The sequence below is a fragment of the Nocardia sp. NPDC047038 genome, from assembly GCF_040644075.1.
Classification (GTDB): domain Bacteria; phylum Actinomycetota; class Actinomycetes; order Mycobacteriales; family Mycobacteriaceae; genus Nocardia; species Nocardia sichangensis.
On sequence record NZ_JBEYVQ010000001.1, the window covers coordinates 432,980 to 453,546 of the forward strand.

General features: G+C 69.4%; 18 protein-coding genes. 7 read left to right on the forward strand and 11 right to left on the reverse strand.

Annotation, left to right across the window (positions count from 1 at the left end):
- Positions 1-4: 4 nt before the first annotated feature.
- A complete protein-coding gene (locus ABZ824_RS02080) occupies positions 5-907 on the reverse strand; it encodes a hypothetical protein (RefSeq protein WP_355078807.1) in 903 nt (300 codons plus the stop codon).
- A 240-nt stretch (positions 908-1,147) separates the two neighbouring features.
- Between ABZ824_RS02080 and ABZ824_RS02085 the strand changes: the two genes are divergently transcribed.
- Positions 1,148-2,932: a protein kinase gene (locus ABZ824_RS02085; protein WP_356961150.1), complete on the forward strand. Its 1,785-nt coding sequence runs from the start codon at positions 1,148-1,150 to the stop codon at positions 2,930-2,932.
- Between the two features lie 10 nt (positions 2,933-2,942).
- Here the strand turns inward: ABZ824_RS02085 and ABZ824_RS02090 are convergent, their stop codons facing one another.
- Genes ABZ824_RS02090 through ABZ824_RS02100 form a run of 3 tightly spaced genes read right to left on the reverse strand, consistent with a single transcriptional unit; the run spans position 2,943 to position 6,551 of the window.
- Positions 2,943-5,435: an FtsX-like permease family protein gene (locus ABZ824_RS02090; RefSeq protein WP_356961152.1), complete on the reverse strand. Its 2,493-nt coding sequence runs from the start codon at positions 5,433-5,435 to the stop codon at positions 2,943-2,945.
- Positions 5,436-5,481: 46 nt separating this feature from the next.
- A complete protein-coding gene (locus ABZ824_RS02095; RefSeq protein ID WP_355078810.1) occupies positions 5,482-6,189 on the reverse strand; it encodes an ABC transporter ATP-binding protein in 708 nt (235 codons plus the stop codon).
- A gap of 53 nt (positions 6,190-6,242) precedes the next feature.
- Positions 6,243-6,551: a hypothetical protein gene (locus ABZ824_RS02100; RefSeq protein WP_355078811.1), complete on the reverse strand. Its 309-nt coding sequence runs from the start codon at positions 6,549-6,551 to the stop codon at positions 6,243-6,245.
- Between the two features lie 157 nt (positions 6,552-6,708).
- Between ABZ824_RS02100 and ABZ824_RS02105 the strand changes: the two genes are divergently transcribed.
- The 3 genes from ABZ824_RS02105 (at position 6,709) to ABZ824_RS02115 (ending at position 11,300) form a co-directional block, all read left to right on the forward strand.
- The gene (locus ABZ824_RS02105) at positions 6,709-8,022 is read left to right on the forward strand and encodes a histidine kinase (protein ID WP_356961154.1); all 1,314 of its coding nucleotides are present in this window, start codon (positions 6,709-6,711) and stop codon (positions 8,020-8,022) included.
- Positions 8,023-8,203: 181 nt separating this feature from the next.
- Positions 8,204-8,857, forward strand: coding sequence for a response regulator transcription factor (locus ABZ824_RS02110; protein ID WP_355078833.1), 654 nt, complete (start codon positions 8,204-8,206; stop codon positions 8,855-8,857).
- 70 nt (positions 8,858-8,927) lie between these two features.
- Positions 8,928-11,300, forward strand: coding sequence for a protein kinase (locus tag ABZ824_RS02115; RefSeq protein WP_356961156.1), 2,373 nt, complete (start codon positions 8,928-8,930; stop codon positions 11,298-11,300).
- An 18-nt stretch (positions 11,301-11,318) separates the two neighbouring features.
- Here ABZ824_RS02115 and ABZ824_RS02120 read toward each other — a convergent pair whose 3' ends face one another.
- From ABZ824_RS02120 to ABZ824_RS02150, 7 genes are all read right to left on the reverse strand, one after another.
- Positions 11,319-11,717 carry a rhodanese-like domain-containing protein gene (locus tag ABZ824_RS02120; RefSeq protein ID WP_355078813.1) on the reverse strand — a complete coding sequence of 133 codons (399 nt, stop codon included), beginning with the start codon at positions 11,715-11,717 and terminating at the stop codon, positions 11,319-11,321.
- Complete coding sequence (locus ABZ824_RS02125) at positions 11,714-12,262, reverse strand: cysteine dioxygenase family protein (protein WP_356961158.1); 549 nt, start codon at positions 12,260-12,262, stop codon at positions 11,714-11,716. Before ABZ824_RS02125 ends, ABZ824_RS02120 begins: the two co-directional genes overlap by 4 nt.
- A 165-nt stretch (positions 12,263-12,427) precedes the next feature.
- Positions 12,428-13,528 carry a cytochrome P450 gene (locus ABZ824_RS02130; RefSeq protein WP_355078815.1) on the reverse strand — a complete coding sequence of 367 codons (1,101 nt, stop codon included), beginning with the start codon at positions 13,526-13,528 and terminating at the stop codon, positions 12,428-12,430.
- Between the two features lie 660 nt (positions 13,529-14,188).
- A complete protein-coding gene (locus tag ABZ824_RS02135; protein WP_356961160.1) occupies positions 14,189-15,148 on the reverse strand; it encodes an SRPBCC family protein in 960 nt (319 codons plus the stop codon).
- 60 nt (positions 15,149-15,208) lie between these two features.
- A complete protein-coding gene (locus ABZ824_RS02140; protein WP_356961161.1) occupies positions 15,209-15,796 on the reverse strand; it encodes a TetR/AcrR family transcriptional regulator in 588 nt (195 codons plus the stop codon).
- 55 nt (positions 15,797-15,851) lie between these two features.
- Positions 15,852-16,979 (reverse strand): Gfo/Idh/MocA family oxidoreductase, encoded by a 1,128-nt coding sequence (locus ABZ824_RS02145; protein ID WP_356961163.1) that lies wholly within the window; start codon positions 16,977-16,979, stop codon positions 15,852-15,854.
- Positions 16,980-17,584: 605 nt separating this feature from the next.
- Positions 17,585-17,734 (reverse strand): hypothetical protein, encoded by a 150-nt coding sequence (locus ABZ824_RS02150; RefSeq protein WP_355078819.1) that lies wholly within the window; start codon positions 17,732-17,734, stop codon positions 17,585-17,587.
- Between the two features lie 124 nt (positions 17,735-17,858).
- Between ABZ824_RS02150 and ABZ824_RS02155 the strand changes: the two genes are divergently transcribed.
- The 3 genes from ABZ824_RS02155 (at position 17,859) to ABZ824_RS02165 (ending at position 20,562) form a co-directional block, all read left to right on the forward strand.
- A complete protein-coding gene (locus tag ABZ824_RS02155) occupies positions 17,859-18,746 on the forward strand; it encodes a hypothetical protein (RefSeq protein WP_356961164.1) in 888 nt (295 codons plus the stop codon).
- Positions 18,747-18,828: 82 nt separating this feature from the next.
- A complete protein-coding gene (locus ABZ824_RS02160) occupies positions 18,829-19,863 on the forward strand; it encodes an ATP-dependent 6-phosphofructokinase (protein ID WP_355078821.1) in 1,035 nt (344 codons plus the stop codon).
- 255 nt (positions 19,864-20,118) lie between these two features.
- A complete protein-coding gene (locus tag ABZ824_RS02165) occupies positions 20,119-20,562 on the forward strand; it encodes a hypothetical protein (RefSeq protein ID WP_356961165.1) in 444 nt (147 codons plus the stop codon).
- Positions 20,563-20,567: the final 5 nt, after the last annotated feature.

Here is a 20,567-nt window from a genome sequence, read left to right on the forward strand (position 1 = left end):
CGGGTCACATCGGCGGGCAGGACCCGCCGCGCAGTTCGTCGAGATGACCGCCGAGCATCCGCGCCATCCGGCTCAGGATGGTGGTGGAGTCGTCGAAGCTGCCGGAATCGGCCGTCGCCGCCAGCGCGACGGCGACCATGCCGGACCGCACCGGCACCAGGCCGAACTGGCGGACGGTGTAGACGCCGGTGTCGTCGTCGGGACCCCAGCCGCCTTTGAAGGCCGTGCCCTCCAGGACGCCGAGACCCCATGCCTGCTCGGGCGTTATCTTCGTCATCAGCTCGGTGACCTGGAACGACTCGGGCAGGCACGGCAGCCGGGAGGCGAAGCGGGCTTGATTGGCCAGCGTCCATTCGGTGCCGCCGAAGGAGGTGTAGTCCAAGGTGGTGCGCGGGCCCGCCACCCCGGTCGTGGCGTCGCCCGCCTCGTCGATCACGTCCTGCACCGCCTTGGCCGCTTCCAGCCCGTCGCCGAGCGATTGCCACAGCGCCTCCGCGGCGTCGTTGTCCGACCACGTGATGGCCGCCTCCACGTCGTGGATGATGCCCTCCTGCGGGTCGTGCCGCAGCGCCGCGATCGCGAGCGGCACCTTGATCGTCGACCACGCGATGCCGCTGACCCAGTCGCCGAAGACGGTCATCCGGCCCCCGCCGACGGGGATGATCGCCATGCCGACCTGGCCGCCGAGCTGGGGCTGTAACTGGGTGAAATCGGCGGCCAGCGAGTCGGGCATGGATATGGCGAGCCGCGGCCGCCACGCCCCCGCGGTGTCGACGACGACCGCCGGGGGATCGGTGTCGGCCCGATTGCCGGGAAGCAGCGTGCACGAAGTCAGCGTGAGCAGCACCACCATCGCTGCGGCGCGCAGCACCGAACGACACGACGAAGCGGATCCCGTCGACCTCACCACCGAGTCCTCCCCACCACCGGTGACGCGTCGCGCTGTAGAACGGCGGTGCAAAATATCTCATCGGGCCCGTCCGGTCGGTGACCGGACGAGAGACATCACCGCGGCGCGCGGCGGCGTCGACGGCACGATGTCTCGAACATAGTTTTGCCGATCTTCCCGGAGAATTCGAAACCCCGTGGCCACGGCGTCACCCGGTAGGCTCCAGGATCGGTAGGAAAGCGGTCACCTGAAGGGGGCGTGTTGCTCGACAGCGGTGCGGTGTTCGCCGGGTTCACCATAGAGAAGCTCCTCGGTCAGGGCGGCATGGGATCGGTGTATCTCGCCCGTCATCCCAGACTTCCTCGGCAGACCGCGCTCAAACTGCTCAACCGGGAGCTGTTCACCGACGTGGAGGTCCGGGCCCGCTTCGAGCGGGAGGCGGACCTGGCGGCGCAGTTGGACCATCCGAACATCGTCGCGGTGTACGACCGCGGCACCGAGGACGAGCAGCTGTGGATCTCCATGCAGTACGTCGACGGCGTCGACGCGGCCACAGTGAACCCGCAGAACCTGCCGCCGGAGCGTGCCGTGCAGATCGTCGAAGGCGTCGCCTCCGCCCTTGACTACGCGCACGGGATGGGGGTGCTGCACCGCGACGTCAAGCCGGCGAACATCATGCTGGCCCGCGCGGTGGGCGGCCACGGTGAGCGGGTCTTCCTCACCGATTTCGGCATCGCCCGGCTGCGTGAGGATTCCACCCACCTGACCCAGACCGGCATGTTCACCGCGACGCTGGCCTACGCCTCGCCCGAGCAGATGACCGGGGCCCACCTGGACCACCGCTCCGATCAGTACTCGCTGGCGTGCGCGCTGTATTGGTTGCTGACCGGCGTCGCCCCGTTCGACGCGCCCGCCCCCGCCGACATCATCCGCGGCCACCTCCAGTTGCCGCCGCCCTCCGTCGCGGCCCGGCGCGCCGGTCTGTCGCCCGCGCTGGACGCGGTGATCGCCAAGGCCATGGCGAAGCGACCCGACGACCGATACGTCTCCTGCGTCGAATTCGCCTCGGCCGCGCGGCGAGCGCTCACCGAGCCCGCTCCGACGGTGGTGGCCGCGCAGTACCAACCGCAGCCCGCGCCCACCGTCCTCGCGCAACCGGCCTATCCCGGGCCGGAGGCGAGTCCGCCGACCTACGTCCCCACCGCCTCCGCCCCCGGCTATACCGCTCCACCGCAGTACAACCCGAACCCCATGAGCGGCCAGCAGTTCTCGGCGTCCAATGGGTATGCCGCGGCGGCTCCGCAGCCGAGTTACCCTGCGGCGCCGCCGCCTTCGGCTCCGGCGCCGATCGCCTATCCGCCCCACCAGCCGAGTTATCCGTCGCAGGGCCGCTCCAATACCGGCCTGATCGTGACCATCGTCCTGGTGATCGTGGCGCTGCTGGTCGGCGTCGGCATCGTCGTCGCGAAGGTCGGATTCTCGAATTCCGCGTCGCCGCTCGACCTCCCCACCAAGACGCCGTCGGGCCCGTCCGCAGCGGACAAGCTCGCCGAAGCGTTCCCGAAGCTGCTGCCGCAAGGCGTCGATACGAAATACGACATCGGCTCCGGACCGGGCTATCGCGGCAAGACCTGCTTCCTCGGCACCGCCAAGCCGGGCGGCAAGGTGTCCAGCGCCAACGGCGTACCCGACTTCCCGAACTGGGCGACGGCCTGGAACTGCTGGGGCACACCGATCGACGAGCCCGACTACGTCCTCATCGGCTTCAAGTCGTCCGCCGATGCCCAGGCCGCGGTGCGGGACCTGCCGTCGAATACCGCGACGACCGAACGCAACAACGGCGAGTCGTATTCGACCTACCGGTGGCAGGAGAAAGCGAGCGGACTGCCGGACGGCTATCTCGTCGTCGACTTCGCCGACGACCCGGCCCGGTCGAACTACCTGCTGTTCGCCACGGTGACCCTCACCGACAGCATGCCGACCTCCGGGTTCGGCATCACCTCGGCGAAATTCAAGGCCTGGTTCGCCGACCTGCCGCTGTGAACCAGGAGTCTCAGTCGACGGCCAGCGCCTCCACGATGGGCAGCCGGGCCGCGCGCAGCGCGGGTGGAATCGACCCGAGCAGCGCCAGCGCCAGCGCGATCACGGCGTAGACCAGCAGCATCGGGCTCGGCCGGTAGGCCACGTCGATGGTCAGGGCGTGTCCGATGGCGACCGTGCCCAGGAACTGCACCGACGCGCCGAGCGCCAGACCAAGCACCGCGCCGACGATCCCGATACCGGCGGCCTCGGCCAGCACCGAGCGCATCAGGAACTTGCGCCCGGTGCCCATGGCACGCAGTACGCCGAGTTCCCTGCGGCGCTCCAGCACCGAGAGCATCAACGTGTTGAGCAACGCGACGGTGGCGACCAGCACCACGATCCAGAGAATGGCGTTGCTCATCGCCATGCCCTGCCGGATGCTCGACGAAGCGGCCACCACCGTGTCCGCGCCGGTGTCCACGTTCAACTCCGGCGGCACCACTTGCCGTATCGCCGCGAACACCGCCGCGCGGTCGGCGCCCGGTGCGATGTCGACCGCGATGACCGTCTCCCCGGGCCGTTCGTACCAGCTGCGCATCAGGTTCAGGTCCATCATCACCACGCCGGCGATGGCGGAGAAGTACGGAATCACCTGCAACACACGCACGGTGTGGGGGCCGGTAGGGGTCGGCAGGGTCAGTTCCGCGCCCGCGCCGACGCCGAGTGAGCGCGCCACGTCGCGCGAGATGGCCACGCCTTCCCCGGCCGACAGCCGGGCGACCGATTCGTCGGTGAGCATGCGCATCCGCGTTTCCCTGGCGTCGGGCGGAAACCCTTGCAGCATCACGCGACTGCCGCCCAGCGTGGCGAAGGCCATCTGCGCCGGGCTGAGATGCGCGACGCCTGGCACCGCCGCGAGCTTGCCCGCCAGATCCGCGGGCAGCAGCGGCCCGGTCGGGAACTGCGCCATCGAGGCGGGGCTGACGTAGACGTCGTTGCGGGCCAGATCGGTGAAAGTGACCGTGGCCGAGTCGATCATGTTGCTGGACGCGCCGCTCATGCCGACGGTGGCCCCGACACCGATCATCACCGTCATCGCCGTCGCCCACACGCGCCGCGGCGAACGCTCCAGCGTGGTCGCGCCCAGGGCGCCGGGGGCGCGGAACCAGCGCGCGATCCCCGCCGCGGCCCGCACGATCGGGCCGGTCGCGGCGAAACAGATCAGGATCGCGGCGATGAACGACATCGAGATCGCGGTCAGCGAGTAGCGGCCGAGATCGCTGCTCGCGATCAGCACCGCCGCCCCGGCCAGCCCGCCACCTGCGATGACGGCGAGCCAGCGCAGCAGCGGGCTCGCGGTGTCGGTCCGGCCCGCTCCGACTGGAGCCAGCGCCTCGATGGGCTGGACCTTGTACACCTGGCGGGCGGCGAGGGAGGCCGCGAGCACGCTGGTGAACACGCAGGCCACGACGGCGAACGGAATCACGTACCAGGGCACCGAGTATTCGGTGCGCGCCTCCACGGACTGCACGATCGCGGTGGGCAGTGTGCCGATCGCGATGCTGCCCATGAACACACCCAGCGCCGCGCCGACCGCGCCGCCGAGCACGCCGAGCAGCGCCGCCTCGGCCAGCAGGTCGCGCACCATCGGGCCGCGCTTGCCGCCGATCGCGCGCAGCAGCGAGAGCATCGGCCTGCGCTGGGCGATCGCCATGCTCATCGCGTTGTAGATGAGGAACGCCGAGACGATCAGCGCGGCCGCCGACGCCATGGTGGTGGAGTAGCGGACGATCTGCACCGCGCCGCCCGCCTGCGCGGTGCGCAGACTCGGCTCGGCCACCACCGCGCGGCCGTCCACCGCGTCGGTGAGTGCCGCGCGCACCTGGCCGAGGTCGGCGCCCTGAGCGGGAATGATCTGCACCGAGTCCAGCCGCCCGGCCCGGTCGGTGATCTTCTGTGCCAGCCCGAGCGGGGCGGCGATGAGGTGGCCGTCGTCGAGTTTCCGGGAGGTGTCCGCGTCGAGGACACCCGCGACCGTGACCGTCGTGCCGCCCAGCGCGAACTGCTCGCCCTCGGTGCGGCCGAGCCCGGTGCCCACCAGCACCCCATTGGGCACCGAGAGCAGCTTCCCCGTGAAAGCGCTCATCGGCGCGGTCAATTCGCTGCCAAGCGCGCCGATGTTCGAGTCGGCGCCGATCAGCAGCGCGCGGTCGGCGCCGGTGCCGATCTGCGCCCGCAGCATCGGCACCGCCACCGCGACGCCGGGTGTGGTCGCGATCCGCCGCAGCAACTGCTGGTCGAATCCCGCGTCGGTGATCCCGCTGACCTCCAGCTGCGCCTTCCCGCCCAGGCCGCGGGTCAGTCTGTCCACCGAGCCGGTGACCGATCCGGAGATGCTCAGCACCGCCACCAGCAGCGACGCCGACACGCCCATCACGATCAGCGACATGAAGGTGCGGCCGCGATGGGCGAGCAGCTCGCCGATGTTGAACAGCCGCAGGCGATCCCACGCCGCGCCGATCATGCTGTTTCCCTTCTCGCCCGCAGGTCCACGCCGCGCCGCCGACCGTTCACGCGTTGACCGTCCGCTCGACCTTGTCGTTGGACCCGATCCGGCCGTCGCGCAGGGTGATCACACGGTCGCAGTAGGTCACCGCGCCCATGTCGTGGGTCACCATCACCACCGAACTGCCCGATGCGGCGATCTCGCCGAGCAACTCGAGGATGGCGGCGCCGGTCTTGGAGTCGAGATTGCCGGTGGGCTCGTCGGCCAGAATCAGCGGCGGGTCCATGATCAACGCCCGCGCCACCGCCACCCGCTGCATCTGCCCGCCGGACAATTCGGCTGGACGGTGTTCGGCCCGCGCCGCGAGGCCCACCCGGTCGAGCAACTCCAGGGCGCGCGGCTTGGCCTTGCGCAAACCCGTGCCGTCCAGCAGTTTCGGTATCGCCACGTTCTCCCACGCCGAGAGCGTGGGCAGCAGGTTGAAGAATTGGAAGACGAATCCGACCTGGTGACGCCGGAATTCCGACTGCTGCTCCTCGTCCAGCACGCCGATCTCCTCGCCCCGGAACCGGATCGAGCCCGCGTCGGGACTGTCCAGCGCGCCGAGCAGATGCAACAAGGTGCTCTTACCGGAACCGGATGGCCCGATGATCGAGGTGAATTCCCCAGTCTCTATGCGCAATGCGACGTCGTCGAGTGCGCGGACCGCCTGGCCGCCGACCCGATACTCCTTCGTCACGCCCGATAGTTCCAGCATTGCCGGTTCCGGCATCGTCGTCCCCCGCTCCGTATGGTCGATCAAAGTTCTTCGTTCCTCGTCGCGCGTTACCGCGCCATGGCCTCCGACGCGAGTTTGCGGCGACGATACTGTGCGTCGAGCACCGCGCGCAGCACCGGCTGCTCGGCCGCCAGTTCGAGATAGGCCTCCATCGCCGTCGATCCCTGGTCGAGTTTCGCGGCGAAGTGAAGATTCCACCGGTAGCGCAATGTGAGCAGGAGCCCGTCCTCGCCGCCGAACAGCCGATCCAGATCGGGGAGTCCCGCGAACAGGTCGGGATCGGCCGGGTCGAGCGCCGCGCGGGTGAGTACGGTGTGCACGATGTCGGTTCGAGCGTGCTGATCCGTCCAGGACATGGCCATCGCCTTCCTCTGTGAATACCGCCAACGCTACGGACGCGACCGTCTTGTTGTCGTCGTGCCAGGGACCCGAATGCGTCTCCGACCACGGTAGGAGCGGCGGCCCGCTCGCGGGACGATGTACCGGCCCGGATCAGGCGGCTAGCCTTACAGAATGGGTTCGACCGGCGTATCCGAAGCACCGCCAGGTACGCCTCGCGCGGGCCGCGTGCCGGCCTCGATGCGGCGTGTCGGGGAGCGGTGCGCCGAGTTCGCGCGCGATCCGGTCGCGGCCTTCCGGCGCAGCGTCGAGGAGTTGCCCTACGACTACCCGCCCTCGGTGATCGTCAGCGTCGACATCGCGGTCTTCGCCGTGGCGGTCGCGGCGGCGATCCAGCGGCACAGCTATTTCCCGACCCTGCTTCCGATCGTGGCGGTGCTACTGACCTGCGCTTTCGGTCCCTTGCACGCGTTGCTCGGCGTGTTGCCGCGCCCGCTGCTGCTCGGCGCGATGGCGATGACGGCCGAGGCGCTGTTCCTCGCTCAACCGGTCGAGGCCGATTTCGCGCCGTTCGTCCTGGTGGCCGCCGCGGGCGAGATCGCGGCGATCGCGCCGAAACGGGTGAGCATCCCGGTCACCATCGCGATGATGCTGCAACTGGTCGCTTTCGCCCTGATCGGCCATGTGACCGAAGGGTTGCCGACCTATCTGGTCGGCATCGCCTTCGGCTGGATGGCCGGGTTGATGCTGCAGTACCAGCGCCGCTTCCTCTACCAGGAACGCGGGTATCAGGACATCCGCGCCGCGCAGGCCGCCGACGAGGAGCGGCGCCGGATCGCCCGGGAAGTGCACGACGTGATCGCGCACTCGCTGAGCGTCACGCTGTTGCATCTCACCGCCGCCCGGCACGCGCTGCAGACCGACCGCGACGTGGACGAAGCCGTGGAAGCGCTGACCGACGCCGAACGGCTCGGCAGGCAGGCGATGGCCGACATCCGCCGCACGGTGGGCCTGCTCGACGCGCGCCCCTGGAAGCAGGCGCCGGAACCGGGTGTGGAGGACATCGAGGATCTGGTCGGCGATTTCGTGCGGGCCGGTCTGGACGTGCGCTATGACCGCGAGGGCGATCTCGGCGCGGTGTCGCCCGCGGTCGGGCTCGCGCTGTACCGGATCGGCCAGGAGTCGCTGGCGAACGTGGTCAAACACGCGCACGGCGCGTCCGCCAGGATCCGGGTCGCGGTGGACACGACGATGGTCACCCTCACGGTGGAGAACACGGTGCCCGCCGGGCTGCCCGCCCAGCGCGGCGCGGGCATGGGTCTGTCCGGTATGCGGCAGCGCGCCGAACTGCTCGGCGGGCGCATGACGGCGGGCCCGTCCGGCCGCGGCTGGTCGGTGCGAGCCGGTATTCCGCTCGCGCCCGGTCGCGGCGGATTCTCGTGTTCGGTGCTGCCGGGAACCTCCACCAGCGGCCGGGAGGTTTCGTGAGCGAGCGTCGGCGAACCGGAGCATCGGGCGTTGTCGGGTCCGGGCAACAAGATGGAGTTGTGCGCGTTCACCGGCGAGTGAACCGAGAACGGAGCGTGCCGTCGTGCAGGTCGGAGCCGAACGCCACCGGGGTGCGGTCGTGAGCGTGACGACACCCGCCAGTGGCGAGGACGCCGTAACCGTGCTGGTGGTCGACGACCAGGAACTCGTGCGCGGCGGTCTGCGGCGCATCCTGCGCAGGCGGGACGGATTCGTGGTCGCCGAATGCGCCGACGGCGACGAGGTGCCCGCCGCCGTCGCGGAGGTCGGCCCCGACGTGGTGCTGATGGACCTGCGGATGAAACGGGTCGGCGGCATCGACGCGACCAGGATGCTGCGGGCGCGCGACGGGGCTCCGCCGGTCCTGGTGCTCACCACTTTCGACGACGATCAGTTGCTGTCCGGAGCGCTGCGCGCGGGCGCGGCCGGATTCATCCTCAAGGACTCGCCCGCCGAGGACCTCATTCGCGCGGTACGGATGGTCGCGGGCGGCGGCGCCTGGCTCGACCCCGCGGTGACCGGCCGCGTGCTGTCGGCCTACCGCACCGTACGCCCGGTGCGCACCACCACGGATGCACGCCTGTCCGAGCTGACCGCGCGCGAATACGAGGTGCTCGAACTGATCGGGCGCGGCCGGGTGAACGCGGAAATCGCTCGTGAACTCGGCATCTCGGAAGTGACCGTGAAAAGTCATGTGGGGCATATCTTCGGCAAGCTCGAGCTGCGGGATCGGGCCGCGGCGATCGTGTTCGCGTTTGACCACGGGGTGGTGACACCCGGAGAATCCAATCTATGACGGGCAGGCTCCGGTCGCGTACCGCGTGATCTCGGTGTGCGTTCCAGGCCCGGGATGCGGAGGATGACGGGTGCAGGAACCTGGGCCGAGAACCGGGACGCGGTTCGGGCCGTACGAACTGCGGTCGTTGCTGGGCAAGGGGGGAATGGGAGAGGTATACGAGGCGTACGACACGGTCAAGGACCGGGTGGTCGCGGTCAAGCTGCTCTCCGAAGAACTCGCCAAAGACCCGATGTACCAGTTGCGTTTCCGGCGCGAATCGCAGGCCGCGGCACGGCTGGCCGAACCGCACGTCATCCCGATCCACGACTGGGGCGTCATCGACGGGGTGCTGTTCATCGACATGCGGTTGGTCCGGGGCGTCGATCTGCGCACCCTGTTGCGCGGCAAGGGTCCGCTGAGCCCCGCTCGCGCCGTCGGCATCATCGAGCAGATCGCTTCGGCGCTCGACGCGGCGCACGCGAACAATCTGGTGCATCGCGACGTGAAACCGGCGAACATCCTTGTCACGGACGCGGATTTCGCGTATCTAGCCGATTTCGGTATCGCGCATACTGAAGGCGACAGCGCGGTGACGCTGGTCGGCATGGCCGTCGGCTCCTACATCTACATGGCTCCTGAGCGCTTCGACGTCGGCCCGGTGACCGGCCGCGCCGACGTCTACTCGCTGGCGTGCGTGCTGCACGAGTGCCTGACCGGAGCGACGCCGTTCCCGGCGGCCAGCATGAACGTGCTGATCAAATCGCACATGTCCGATCCGCCGCCGCGGCCGAGCGCGCAGGCCAGTGGCATTCCCGCCGCGTTGGACGAGGTGGTGAACCGCGGTATGGCCAAGGACCCGGCCGACCGCTACCCGACCGCGACCGCGCTGGCCAGGGCTGCCCGCGCCGCCCTCACCTCGGCGCCTGCCACCGGGCCGACGCTCGTGGTGCGCGCGCCGGACCGGTCGCAGCAGGCCGGTGCGGCGGTCGCGCCGGAATCGACCGGCGAGCTGCCCGTGATCCATCCGAGCGCGCCGACGGTGGTCCGGCCGACGGAGTTCCAGTTCACGCCGCTTCCGTCGGCTGATGCGCCGGAGCCGCCGCGAGCCCCGTTCCCGCCGGAGGTGGACTTGCCTCCGATACGTCCCTTCCCGGACGCGCACCTGTATCCGGAAACCCAGGCGTATCTGGAGGCGGCGGGATATCCGCAGGCGCCGGAGCCTGCCGCGCCGCCGACACGGGTGTATCGGCAGGGCTACACCGATTCCGCCGCGCCGGGGGTTTTCGATTCCGCGTACGCGGGGCAGGCGGACGACGCCGCGTACCCCGATCCGGATTCCACCCGGGTGTATCCGGAGCCCGCTGCCCCGCCGACGCAGGTGTTCGGGCAGGGTTCAGCCGCGCCGGGGGTTTTCGATTCCGCGTACGCGGGGCAGGCGGACGACGCCGCGTACCCCGATCCGGATTCCACTCGGATGTTTTCGGAGCCCGCTGCCCCGCCGACGCAGGTGTTCGGGCAGGGTTCAGCCGCGCCGGGGGTTTTCGATTCCGCGTACGCGGGACAGCCGGATGACTCCGCGTACGCCGATCCTGATTCCACGCGGGTATACGCGGAACCGACTGTGGCGCAGGCGTATTCCGATACGCCGCCGCAACCCTATTCGCAGGCCGCCGAAAACGTCTTCGCCGAAAGTCATCCTGGGCTCGGGAACTACCCGCAGTATCCGGATCGAGAACAGCCACCCGCACCGCCCCGCACGCCCGACCACTTTCCCGCACCGGACTCGGCCCCGACCGAGTATCTGGCGCCGGCGGAGCACCACGCACACGCAGCTCGCACCGACTATCCGCCGCATGGCGATTACCCCGCGCGCACCGGCCGCCCCCTGGGCCGGGACGAACCGGAGTACGGCTACGACGAGTACGACGAGCCCGATTACTCCGAGTCTCGTCCGAGTCGCTCCATAGCGCTGCCCATTATGGTGGCCGTTTTCGCCATCGTCGCGCTGACAGTCGGCGGCGCGATCGCCTGGCAGTCGTTCGGCCGCGGGCAAGTCGAGACGACCTCCGCCGCCGCGCACTCCGAGGAGTCCGCGCCGGTGGCCGGGCCAACCACTCGGGCGCCGAGCCGCACATCGGCCCCGTCGGCCACGTCGACCTCGGCGAAGCCGACTCAGGTCACGCTGCCCGCGGGCGCGAAGCCGTGCGGCCAGGGGCAGGCCGCCGCCGGGACGTTCACCCAGTCGGCGACGGGTACCGCCGTGACCAGCTGCGCGTTCGCCGAGGAGGTGCGCAGAGCCTATGCCGCACTCGGCCAGACGCAGAACGCGACTCGTGACGCGCCGCGCTCGGTCGTCGCGACCAGCCCGGTCACCGGCCGCAGCTACACCATGAACTGCCTGCCCGAAGGCCAGGTCGTCACGTGCAGCGGCGGCGAGAACGCGGTGGTGTACGTCTACTGACGGTGCGGCGCAGGTCGGCTACGGCACGGCGGGGCTTCCGCCCGGGACCACCGGCAAGCCCGCCGCCTTCCAGGCTCGGAACCCTCCGACGAGGTCGGTCACCTGACGCAGTCCCAGACGCAGCCCGTCGGCGGCCGCGAGACTGGAGGCGTAGCCCTCGTTGCACACGATCACCACCGGGGTGTCGGCGGCGACGCCGGGCAGCCGGTGGTCGCCGTTCGGGTCGAGGCGCCACTCCAGGACGATCCGCTCGACCACGACCGCGCCGGGTATCTCACCCTCGGCACTGCGGTTCGCGTGCGGCCGGATGTCCACGATCAGTCCGCCCTCGGCCTGCACCGCGGCGGCCTGCTCCGGCGTCACCCGTTCCAGCTGCGCTCTGGCCCTGGTTACCATGTCCTCGGCGCCTGTACTCATCGTGCATCCACTCCGCTCGCTGACGTCCCTGCGAAGTCAGCCAGCGTACGGTATTCGCGGACCGGTCGAAGCGGGGGAGAGTACGCGTGCACCGACGCGGCGGGCCACGGCTTGTCGTTGCGCAGCTGATGCGCTCGATCGGGACCGAATCCGACCGTGTCACCTGCCCGTCGTTCCGCCTTCTGGACCGTCCCGCCCAGATGCAGATATTCCTCGCTGAGTTCCCCCACGGTCATGGTGAACGAGCCGGACGCGCCGCCGTGGTCGTGCGGTTCGGTGCCCTGCCCAGGAGCCCAGGACAGCAGCCACAACTCCACGCCCATGGTCAGGGCCAGGCGGGTCCACCAGCGCTGCTCGGCGTCGAAGCGCACGATGTCCAGCAGCGGCGTGGCCAATTCCGCGGCCACCAAGCTGGTCAACCGGTGTAACTCGGCGGGTGACCACAGCGTCCGCTCCGGGTGGATGGCGTCTCGAACCAGCGGCACGTCGATGTCGGGATGGATATCGCGCGCGTGCTTGAGGTTCACCGGAACGGATGTGGTCACATGTGCTCCTGACGGGATCGATCGGATGAGCGGCTCGTGGCTGCCGCGTGGATTCTCCGCCATTGCGCCCGGATTTTCACGAATCACGATCAGGGCGAATAAAATTCATCGATCGCCGTCACGGCCGCACACCGGGCCTCGGCGTGCGGCGCCACCGCCGTTCGGCTACCCGAACCCGGGCATCGGCGGGGATTCCGGGAAGACGACGGGCAACGACACGAGGGCACGGTGGAACGGTCCAGGTCGCCAGGACAGCTCTTCCGGCTCGACCGCCAGTCGCATCTCGGGCAGGGCATCCAGTAGTTGGTCGATGGCGTCCTGCGCGATCAGGTACGCCATCGATTTGGCGGGGCAGGAGTGCGGTCCGGCTCCCCAAGCCAGGTGCGCCCGGCTGTCGGTGTGCTGGCCGGTGTGGATCGCCGGATCGTTGTTGCACGCGGCCATGCTGATCACGACCGGCTGGTGCGCGGGCAACCACACGTCGTCGATCAGGATCGGCTGTTTCGGGTAGCTGAAGCAGTAGTTGGCGCCGGGCGGGTCGTCGAACAGCACCTCGTCGAGTGCGTCGCGGGTGGACAGGCTGCCGCCGAATATCCCGCCCGCGAATCGGCGGTCGGTGAGCATCAGCCGCAAGGTGTTGGCGATCAGGTTCTGCTGTGGCTCGATCCCCGCCCCGTACAGGGTGACCAACTGGTGGATCATCTCCATGTCGTCGAGGCCGACAGGGTGCCGCAGCAGTCGCGACGTGATGTCGTCCCCCGGACTCCGCCGTTTCATCTGCACCAGGTCGAACAGCGCGTCGGCGAGCATCGCGTTGCCCTTGTCCGCGTTGACGCCCTCGAAGATGGCGGCCATGCCGATCGCGACGTGCTGCCCGATCTCCGGCGGGCAGCCGAGCATCGAATTGAGCACCGCGAATGTGAGCGGGAACGCGTACTGGCTGATCAGATCCGCCGCACCGTCCTGGCAGAAGGCGTTGATCAGCGGGCCCGCGATCTGTTCGGTCGTCGCGTGCAGTGCGTGCAGGTCGACCGCGTCGATAGCGGCGACATTCACCTGCCGGTAGCGCTGGTGCTCGAATCCGGTGTTGCGCAGCGCGTTCGGCCGCCACTCCATCATCGGCAGGATCGGGCAGCCACCGGGAATGCCTTGCTGCCAAGTGCGTGGGTCCGAGGGAAAGTGCACCGGGTCGTTGAGGATTCGCAGCGCCGTGTAGTAACCGATCACCAACGTCGCGGGCACATTCGGCGCCAGTTCGATCGGCACGAGCGAGCCGTACCGGCGGCGCATCTCACGGTAGGCGTGATGCGGGTCCGCGGCGAATGCCTCCGTGTACAACGCGACCCGTGGCCCGTCGGTGTCTAGTGGCGAATTGTGCTGAACTGGACAGCTTTTCGTGCTCTCAGAAGTGGATTGCGGGGACTGTGGCGTGGACAAAGGGCATGACTCCAGAAGAGGAGGCTCGTCGCCGGTGCGTGCGGGCACGCGGGGTCGGCTACGCGCCGGTCAGGTGCATGTTTTCCGATGTAGCTACGGGATCGTAAGCAGTTCCGGCGCCGTGGTGGGGCGGTTTGAGTCGCCCGATCGGTGAACGCGGAGCTGTCCGCGGCGGCTGCGTCGGTCCGGGGCTTGCTCGCGCCGCTCGGCAGGCGCCTCTCGACCGTGTTTCGTCATGGCCGCCCTCGTCGTCCCCGTAGGGGGTTATCGGCTCAGTGCCGCATCGCAATTCATCCGGGAAGGTGATCCGTCGCACTGGCGATTCAGTGATGGCAGAGGCCTCGGTCGCGTACGTCCGCTCATTCGGACGGGCGCGGATGCCCCGCCGGAGCGCCTCTTCAGCGTCAGCGGAAGCGTCGTGGCGACTGACTCACCAAGCCCCGCCGTTGCGCGACCGGCGGTTCGGCGTTCATGCGATGGTCGGCCTGATCATTCGCCGAGGTCCGCCGCATACCGTTCGGCGAGCGCGGCGACGCGTTCGGCGGGCCAAGGGCAACGAATGTCCCCTCGGGTAGCGGCGAAGAAGAATTCCAACTGGACGTGCCAGGCGGCCAGCAGTTGGGGCCGTAACCGAGCCAGTTTTTCGGGCAGGGTCTGGGTCAGCTCCACCCGCACGCCGAGGTCGGGATCGGCTTCGAAAGACCAGCGCACGGTGCCTGCCACCGCGCCGTCGTGCCGCCACTCGTACTCCAGCCACCGAGGCGGCTCGACACCGACGAGCTCACCCGCCTCGACGTGCGCGTTGGTCGCCCGGATCGGCGGCGGGCCGCCCACGGTCGGAGTCTGCTCCTCGGTGAGCAGCGACCACAGCCGATCCCGCGGCTGCCACACCAGGTCGCGAGCGAAGCGCAGCACATAGCCGTCGGCGACCTCGGCGCAGTCGCCCGTGTCCAGCCCGAATTCCGCTGTGTAGGACTCGATATCGGCGAGCCAGGTGGTGTCCGGTTCGGAGTGGCCACCGTCGAGCGCGGCCGTGAGTGCCGCCAGGCAGCGGTCCCAGCCGACCGCTGACCGCGCGGCGCCGAGCCGCGCGCCGGGTCCGCCGCCGAGAACATGGGTGAAGATCAGCAGCGTTCCGTCCCCATCGGCCACCAGCTCGAAGCGCAGCACGTCCCGGTTCCAACGGAACATGTAGACCTTGGGTGGGTCGAATTCGAGCACCTCGCCGTGGGACATGCTGTCGGCTGTCTCCGGTGCGTCGGCGAAGGTGAATCGCATCGCGGCGCCGGGCCGCGGTTCGGTCGTGACAGCGGCGGGGAACCAGGCGGACATCTGGCTCGGATCGCTGATCGCGCGCCACACTTTTTCCGGGGGATGGGCCAGCCTGCGTTCGAACCGCAGGGTGGGCGCGCCGTCGACGGTGCGCAGTCGTGCTCGGGGCTCGCTCATCGGTGTCCTTTCTCGTCGGGCATGGCGTCGAGATGACGTTCCAGGGCGTCGAGGCTGGTTTCAGGGCTGTGGCCACGACCGCAGTGCGATGTCCACGGTCCGGCGCAGGTGCGACGGTTTCGCGCCCGAGGCCGCTTGGACCGCGATCCCGTCGGAGACCGTCATGAGGTAGCGGGCGAGGTCGGCGGGTTTGCTGTCCTCAGGGAGGTCGCCGTCGGCGCGTGCTCGCTCCAAGCGCCGCCGCAGCGCGGCCTCGCCCGCGAGGCGCACCGCTACCGCGCTCTTGCGGCTGTGCTCGGCTTCCGGCCCGCAGGCTTGCGCGCTGCGCACCGATAGGCAGCCGGGGCTGTCGTGCCCGGTGGTCAGCTCGATCGCACCGGCGAGGTACGCGGCCGCGACCGCGCGGGCGGTCGGGAGTTCGATGGCTTCGGTGAGGTAGCGCCCGGGTCCGTCGACATAGCGTTCGAGCGCTCGGTCGAACAGTTCGGCTTTGCTGCCGAAGGCGGCGTACAAGCTGGGACGGTTGATGCCCATCGCCGCGGTGAGATCCGACAACGCCGCGCCCTCGTAGCCGTACCGCCAGAACACCTCCAGCGCGCGGTCCAGCGCGCTGTCGATGTCGAAGCCCCGGGGCCTGCCTCCCGGCATGGGCACCTCCCACTGCTGTTTGCCTATCGGTACCTTAGGTCGCCGCGGTGCGCGCTCACAGGTCGCCGACCGGTCTGCGCACACCGGTTTCCGCGGCTTCGGCGATGGCGTCGACGAGACGGCGCTGGCGCAGGCCCACGGTGAAGTCGGGCCGAGCGGTCCTGCCCTCGGCGATGGCGCCCGCGGTCTCGCGGTAGACGCCCGCGACGTGGGCGACCGGGCCTGGGGGCAGTGTGGACGGCACCAGGCGGTAGCGCTCCGGGACCGGGAGTTCGCTGATCAACCCCTGATCGGTGCGCAGTTCGATGCGCCAGTCGGACCAGTGCGGATACATCCCGGCCTGCACCGGGCTGATCGCAAGAGCCCCCTCCGTACCGCGAATGTGCAGCGCGAATCCGGACGGAGCGTCCGCGTTTCCGCCGTGCACGGTCACCGCGGCGACCGCGCCGCTCTTCAGGCGACCGGCCAGGACCAACTGCTCCGGCTGCCGATTCGGGACGGTCCGGCCGGTGCCGACGACGGTCAATTCGTCGTGCGGTGTGGCGACGACGGCGGACACTTCGGCGAGTTCACCGGCCAGGTGTTCGAGCACCGCGAGCACGTGCCCGGCCATGATCGTCAGCAGACCGGTGCCCTGGGCGGGATCGGTGGTCCAAGCCAATTCCGGCCGAATCGAACCGCCGCCGAACGGATCTCCGGCGGCGATGACGGTGACCGCGGAAACGGCGCCGATCCGGCCCGCCGCGAGTAGATCTCGGACGAAGTTCACCGACGGCGAGTGGTAGCCCTGCAAGACCACCGCGTGCACTACATCCGCCGCTGTCGCCGCCGCGGTCAGCTCGGCGCTCTCGGCCGCGCTCGCGCCCATCGGCCACTCGCAGACGACGTGCTTGCCCGCCGCGAGCGCCGCGCGCACCACCGCCGCGTGCCCCGGTGACTTCACTGTCGCCACAACCAGGTCCACCTCGGGATGCGCGGCCAACTCGGCCGCGTCGGTGAACGCGTGCGTGGCGCCGGTGGCCTCGGCCGCGGCGGCGGCCGAGACGGGGTTGGTCGTCGCCACCGCCGCGACGCGGAACTCGGGCAGTGCGGCCAGCGCGGGCAGGTGGGTCGCGGCGGCCCAGCTTCCGGTGGGATTCGCGCCGACGACGCCGACACCGAGCGGGGTGGTGCTACCGGTCATGAGGACTCCTAGTTCTGTACCGTTTGGTAGTAAACTAGGCGCGCTGCGGCCGCGCGGCAACCGATAATGTACCGACAGGTAAAAAATTCGCCGCTGATTCGAGAGTGCGCCCCTCCCGCTCGGCTCCAATGATGGTTGCTGAGAGATTGCGAATAAGTGTGCGAGAGATTTGCGCCGGATCGGGACGGCGGTGCTCCGGGGTGGTCTGGCGCGGGAATGCCCGCGGATCGGAAGTTCACGTCCGGGCAGTGGCGCCACTCTGGCGAATTGGCGGTGACCGTGCTTGCGGCGGGGAGCGTCGGCCGGGCTCGGTCCGATCGTGGCTGCCGAACTGCATGGCGGTGGTCGTTCCCGGCCTCGCCCGCCGCGCGGCGGATGTCGCCGCTGGTGCGGCCCTCGACGGCGACGAGGAGGGCTTGCGTCGACCGCCTCGATGTGCTTTCCGCCAAGGCGGGTGCATCTCGTGGTGAAGCCCGCCAAACGCGCTCGCGGGAAGCCTTGCCCTCGGGGGCATACCTCCGGCACCCAAAAAATCCTGCGGTAATACTCGAATGCTATTGAGCGCGACCGGGGTGCGCTGACCCGTTCGGCAGTGGCCGTGGCGGTCAGAGGTTTTCGGTGAACTGGGGCGTAATCAATTCATCTAGTACGTTCTCCGGGATAACGAGAAGCAGTTCTCGGGTGAGGCCGACGGCGAACGTCGGTTCCGAACCCGGCCGCTCGGCGACATCGGGCGGGTAGGTGGAGGTGTCCATGCTTGTTGACCGCGCCGTCGTCATCTGGCGGGGAGACAAGAGTCAGTCGACCCGAGGCCGCGCCCCTGCCGTCGCGGTCGCCGGTCGGCGAGCCGGGGGAGTTCGCGAGAAGAATGTGCCGAAAATGTCTACTGATCGATTCCGCAGAGTTCGAAACGTCCTGGGTTGTGCGGCGCTTGCCGCGGCTCTGGTAGCCGGGTGTAGTACCAACCGCGCCGAGGATTCGTCGAGCGAGCCGACCATCACCGAGGCCGCGGCCCGCACCGACCAGAAGGGCCTGTCCATCATCGTGCCGGGCACCTTGGCAGCGAGCTATGCCGAGCTCGCCGCGGGCGTGCGCGGGAAGATGGGCATGGCCATCGTGCCGGTCGGCGGCGAGCAGCCGATCACCTTCGGCGAATGGACCAGCGGTCCGGCCTGGTCGACGATGAAGGTGCCGCTGACCGTCGCCGCGCTGCGGCGTAGTCCGAGCAGCTCGAACTACGCCGCGTCGGCCGCGATCACGCAATCCGACAACGCCGCCGCCGACGTGCTGTGGCAGTCGCTGGGCACGCCGCAGGAGGCGGCGCAGGCCGTGCAGGCGGTGCTGCGCGAAGGCGGGGACAGCAAGACCGTCGTGCCCGCCACCCGTGCCCGTGCCGAACACTCGGCCTTCGGTCAGGCGGAGTGGTCGCTGATCGACCAGGTGCGGTTCGCTTCACATTTGCCGTGCCTGCCCCAGACCGACCGCGTGACTTCGCTGATGGAACAGGTCATCGCCAGCCAGCGGTGGGGTCTCGGCGAGTTCGGCGGCGCCGAGTTCAAGGGCGGCTGGGGGCCGGACGTGTCGGGCAACTACCTGGTGCGGCAGTTCGGGATCATCAACATCCCCTCGGGGCAGATCGCGATCGCGGTCGCGGTGCAGCCGGAGTCGGGATCGCTCAGCGACGGCATGAACATTCTGGACAAACTGGCCACCGTCGTCTCCCAGCATCTCGGCGAGCTGGCCGGGGGTCATTGCGCGGCCGCGTGAGGTCATCTGTCCAGGTCAGTGTTACGCGACGTTCACGGGGGCGGGGCTGCCGAGATCGGACATGGGGGGCAAGATAGCGGCCATGCGCATCGGAGTTCTGACCGGAGGCGGAGACTGCCCAGGACTGAACGCGGTCATCCGCGCCGTCGTTCGCACCGCGAACGGCCGTTACGGAGACGCGATCGTCGGCTTCGAGGACGGTTGGCGCGGCCTATTGGAGGACCGAAAGATCCAGATCCGCAACGACGACCGCACCGACCGGATCCTCACCAAGGGCGGCACCATCCTCGGCACCGCCCGCACCAACCCCGACGTGCTGCGCGCGGGCCTCGGCCGGATCAAGCAGACCCTGGACGACAACGGCATCGAAGCCCTGATCCCGATCGGCGGCGAGGGCACGCTCACCGCCGCGAGCTGGTTGTCCGACGAAGGCGTACCGGTGGTCGGCGTCCCGAAGACCATCGACAACGACATCGATTGCACCGACGTCACTTTCGGCCACGACACCGCCTTGAACATCGCCACCGAGGCGATCGACCGGCTGCACACCACCGCCGAATCGCACCAGCGCGTCATGCTCATCGAGGTGATGGGCCGCCACGCGGGCTGGATCGCGGTCGGCGCCGGCATGGCGGCGGGCGCCCATCTGACGCTCGTGCCGGAGGTCCCCTTCGAGGTCGACGAGGTGTGCGCCATGATCAAGCGGCGTTTCCAGCGCGGTGACAAGCACTTCATCTGCGTCGTCGCCGAGGGATCGCACCCCGCGCCGGACTCCGGGTTCACCTTGCGCGAGGGCGGCATCGACGAGTTCGGCCACGAGCGGTTCACCGGCGTCGCCCAGCAGCTCGGCGTGGAGATCGAGCGGCGCATCGGCAAAGAGGTCCGCACCACCGTGCTCGGTCACGTGCAGCGCGGCGGCAGCCCCACGCCCTACGACCGGGTGCTGGCCACGCGCTTCGGCCTGCACGCGGCCGAGGCGGTGCACGCGGGCAAGTTCGGCCAGATGGTCGCGTTGCACGGCACCACTATCGACCTGGTCCCGCTGTCGGAGGCCACCAAGCAGCTCAAGCGGGTGCCTTCGGAGCGCTACCGCGAGGCGGAGGCGTTCTTCGGTTAAGGGCGGGCATATGGCAGATGAACGCAGCGGCGAGCCGTGGTTACCTCCGCTGGCGGGGATCCATACCGTCGAACTGAAGCGACGGCTTGCTCGGCTACCCCGCGCCGGTAGCAGCGCTGAGGAACGTGATCAGGTGGACGCGATGTTCGGCCGAGATCGGCTCGATGAGGGCCTCGAGGCGTGGTGATCGTCTCGGGGGCGACCGCGCCGGCCGCTTCGACGCGGATGTGCGTATGTCCGGATACGCTGGCCGGTATGGCCGAACTCCCTGTGCACGATCTGCCGGATACTGCCGTCGACGTCCTGCGCCGTCGAGCGCGCGCGGCCGGGTTGCCGCTGTCGCGGTACATCGGGCGCGAACTGGTCGCGCTGGCCGGTCGACGCACGGCGGACGACGCGGTCGTCGAGTTCTTGGAGTCCGAAGGACGCGACCTGGCCCCGCAAATAGACGATGACGCGGTGGCTCTGGTACGGCGGTACGACCTTTCGATCGAGGCGCTCGACGTTCTGGGTCGCCGTGCTCGCTCCGCGGGTGTTCCGCTGGGGGAGTACGCGCGTCGCGAACTGGTGCGGCTGGCGCGGCGCAGCACCATCGGGGACGCGTTGCTGGAGTTCCGCGAGGTGCAGGAGCGGGATCCGGGTCTGCGACTCGACATGGCGGAGATCGCCGCGGCCGTGCGGTACGCGCGCGGCGAATAGGCCAG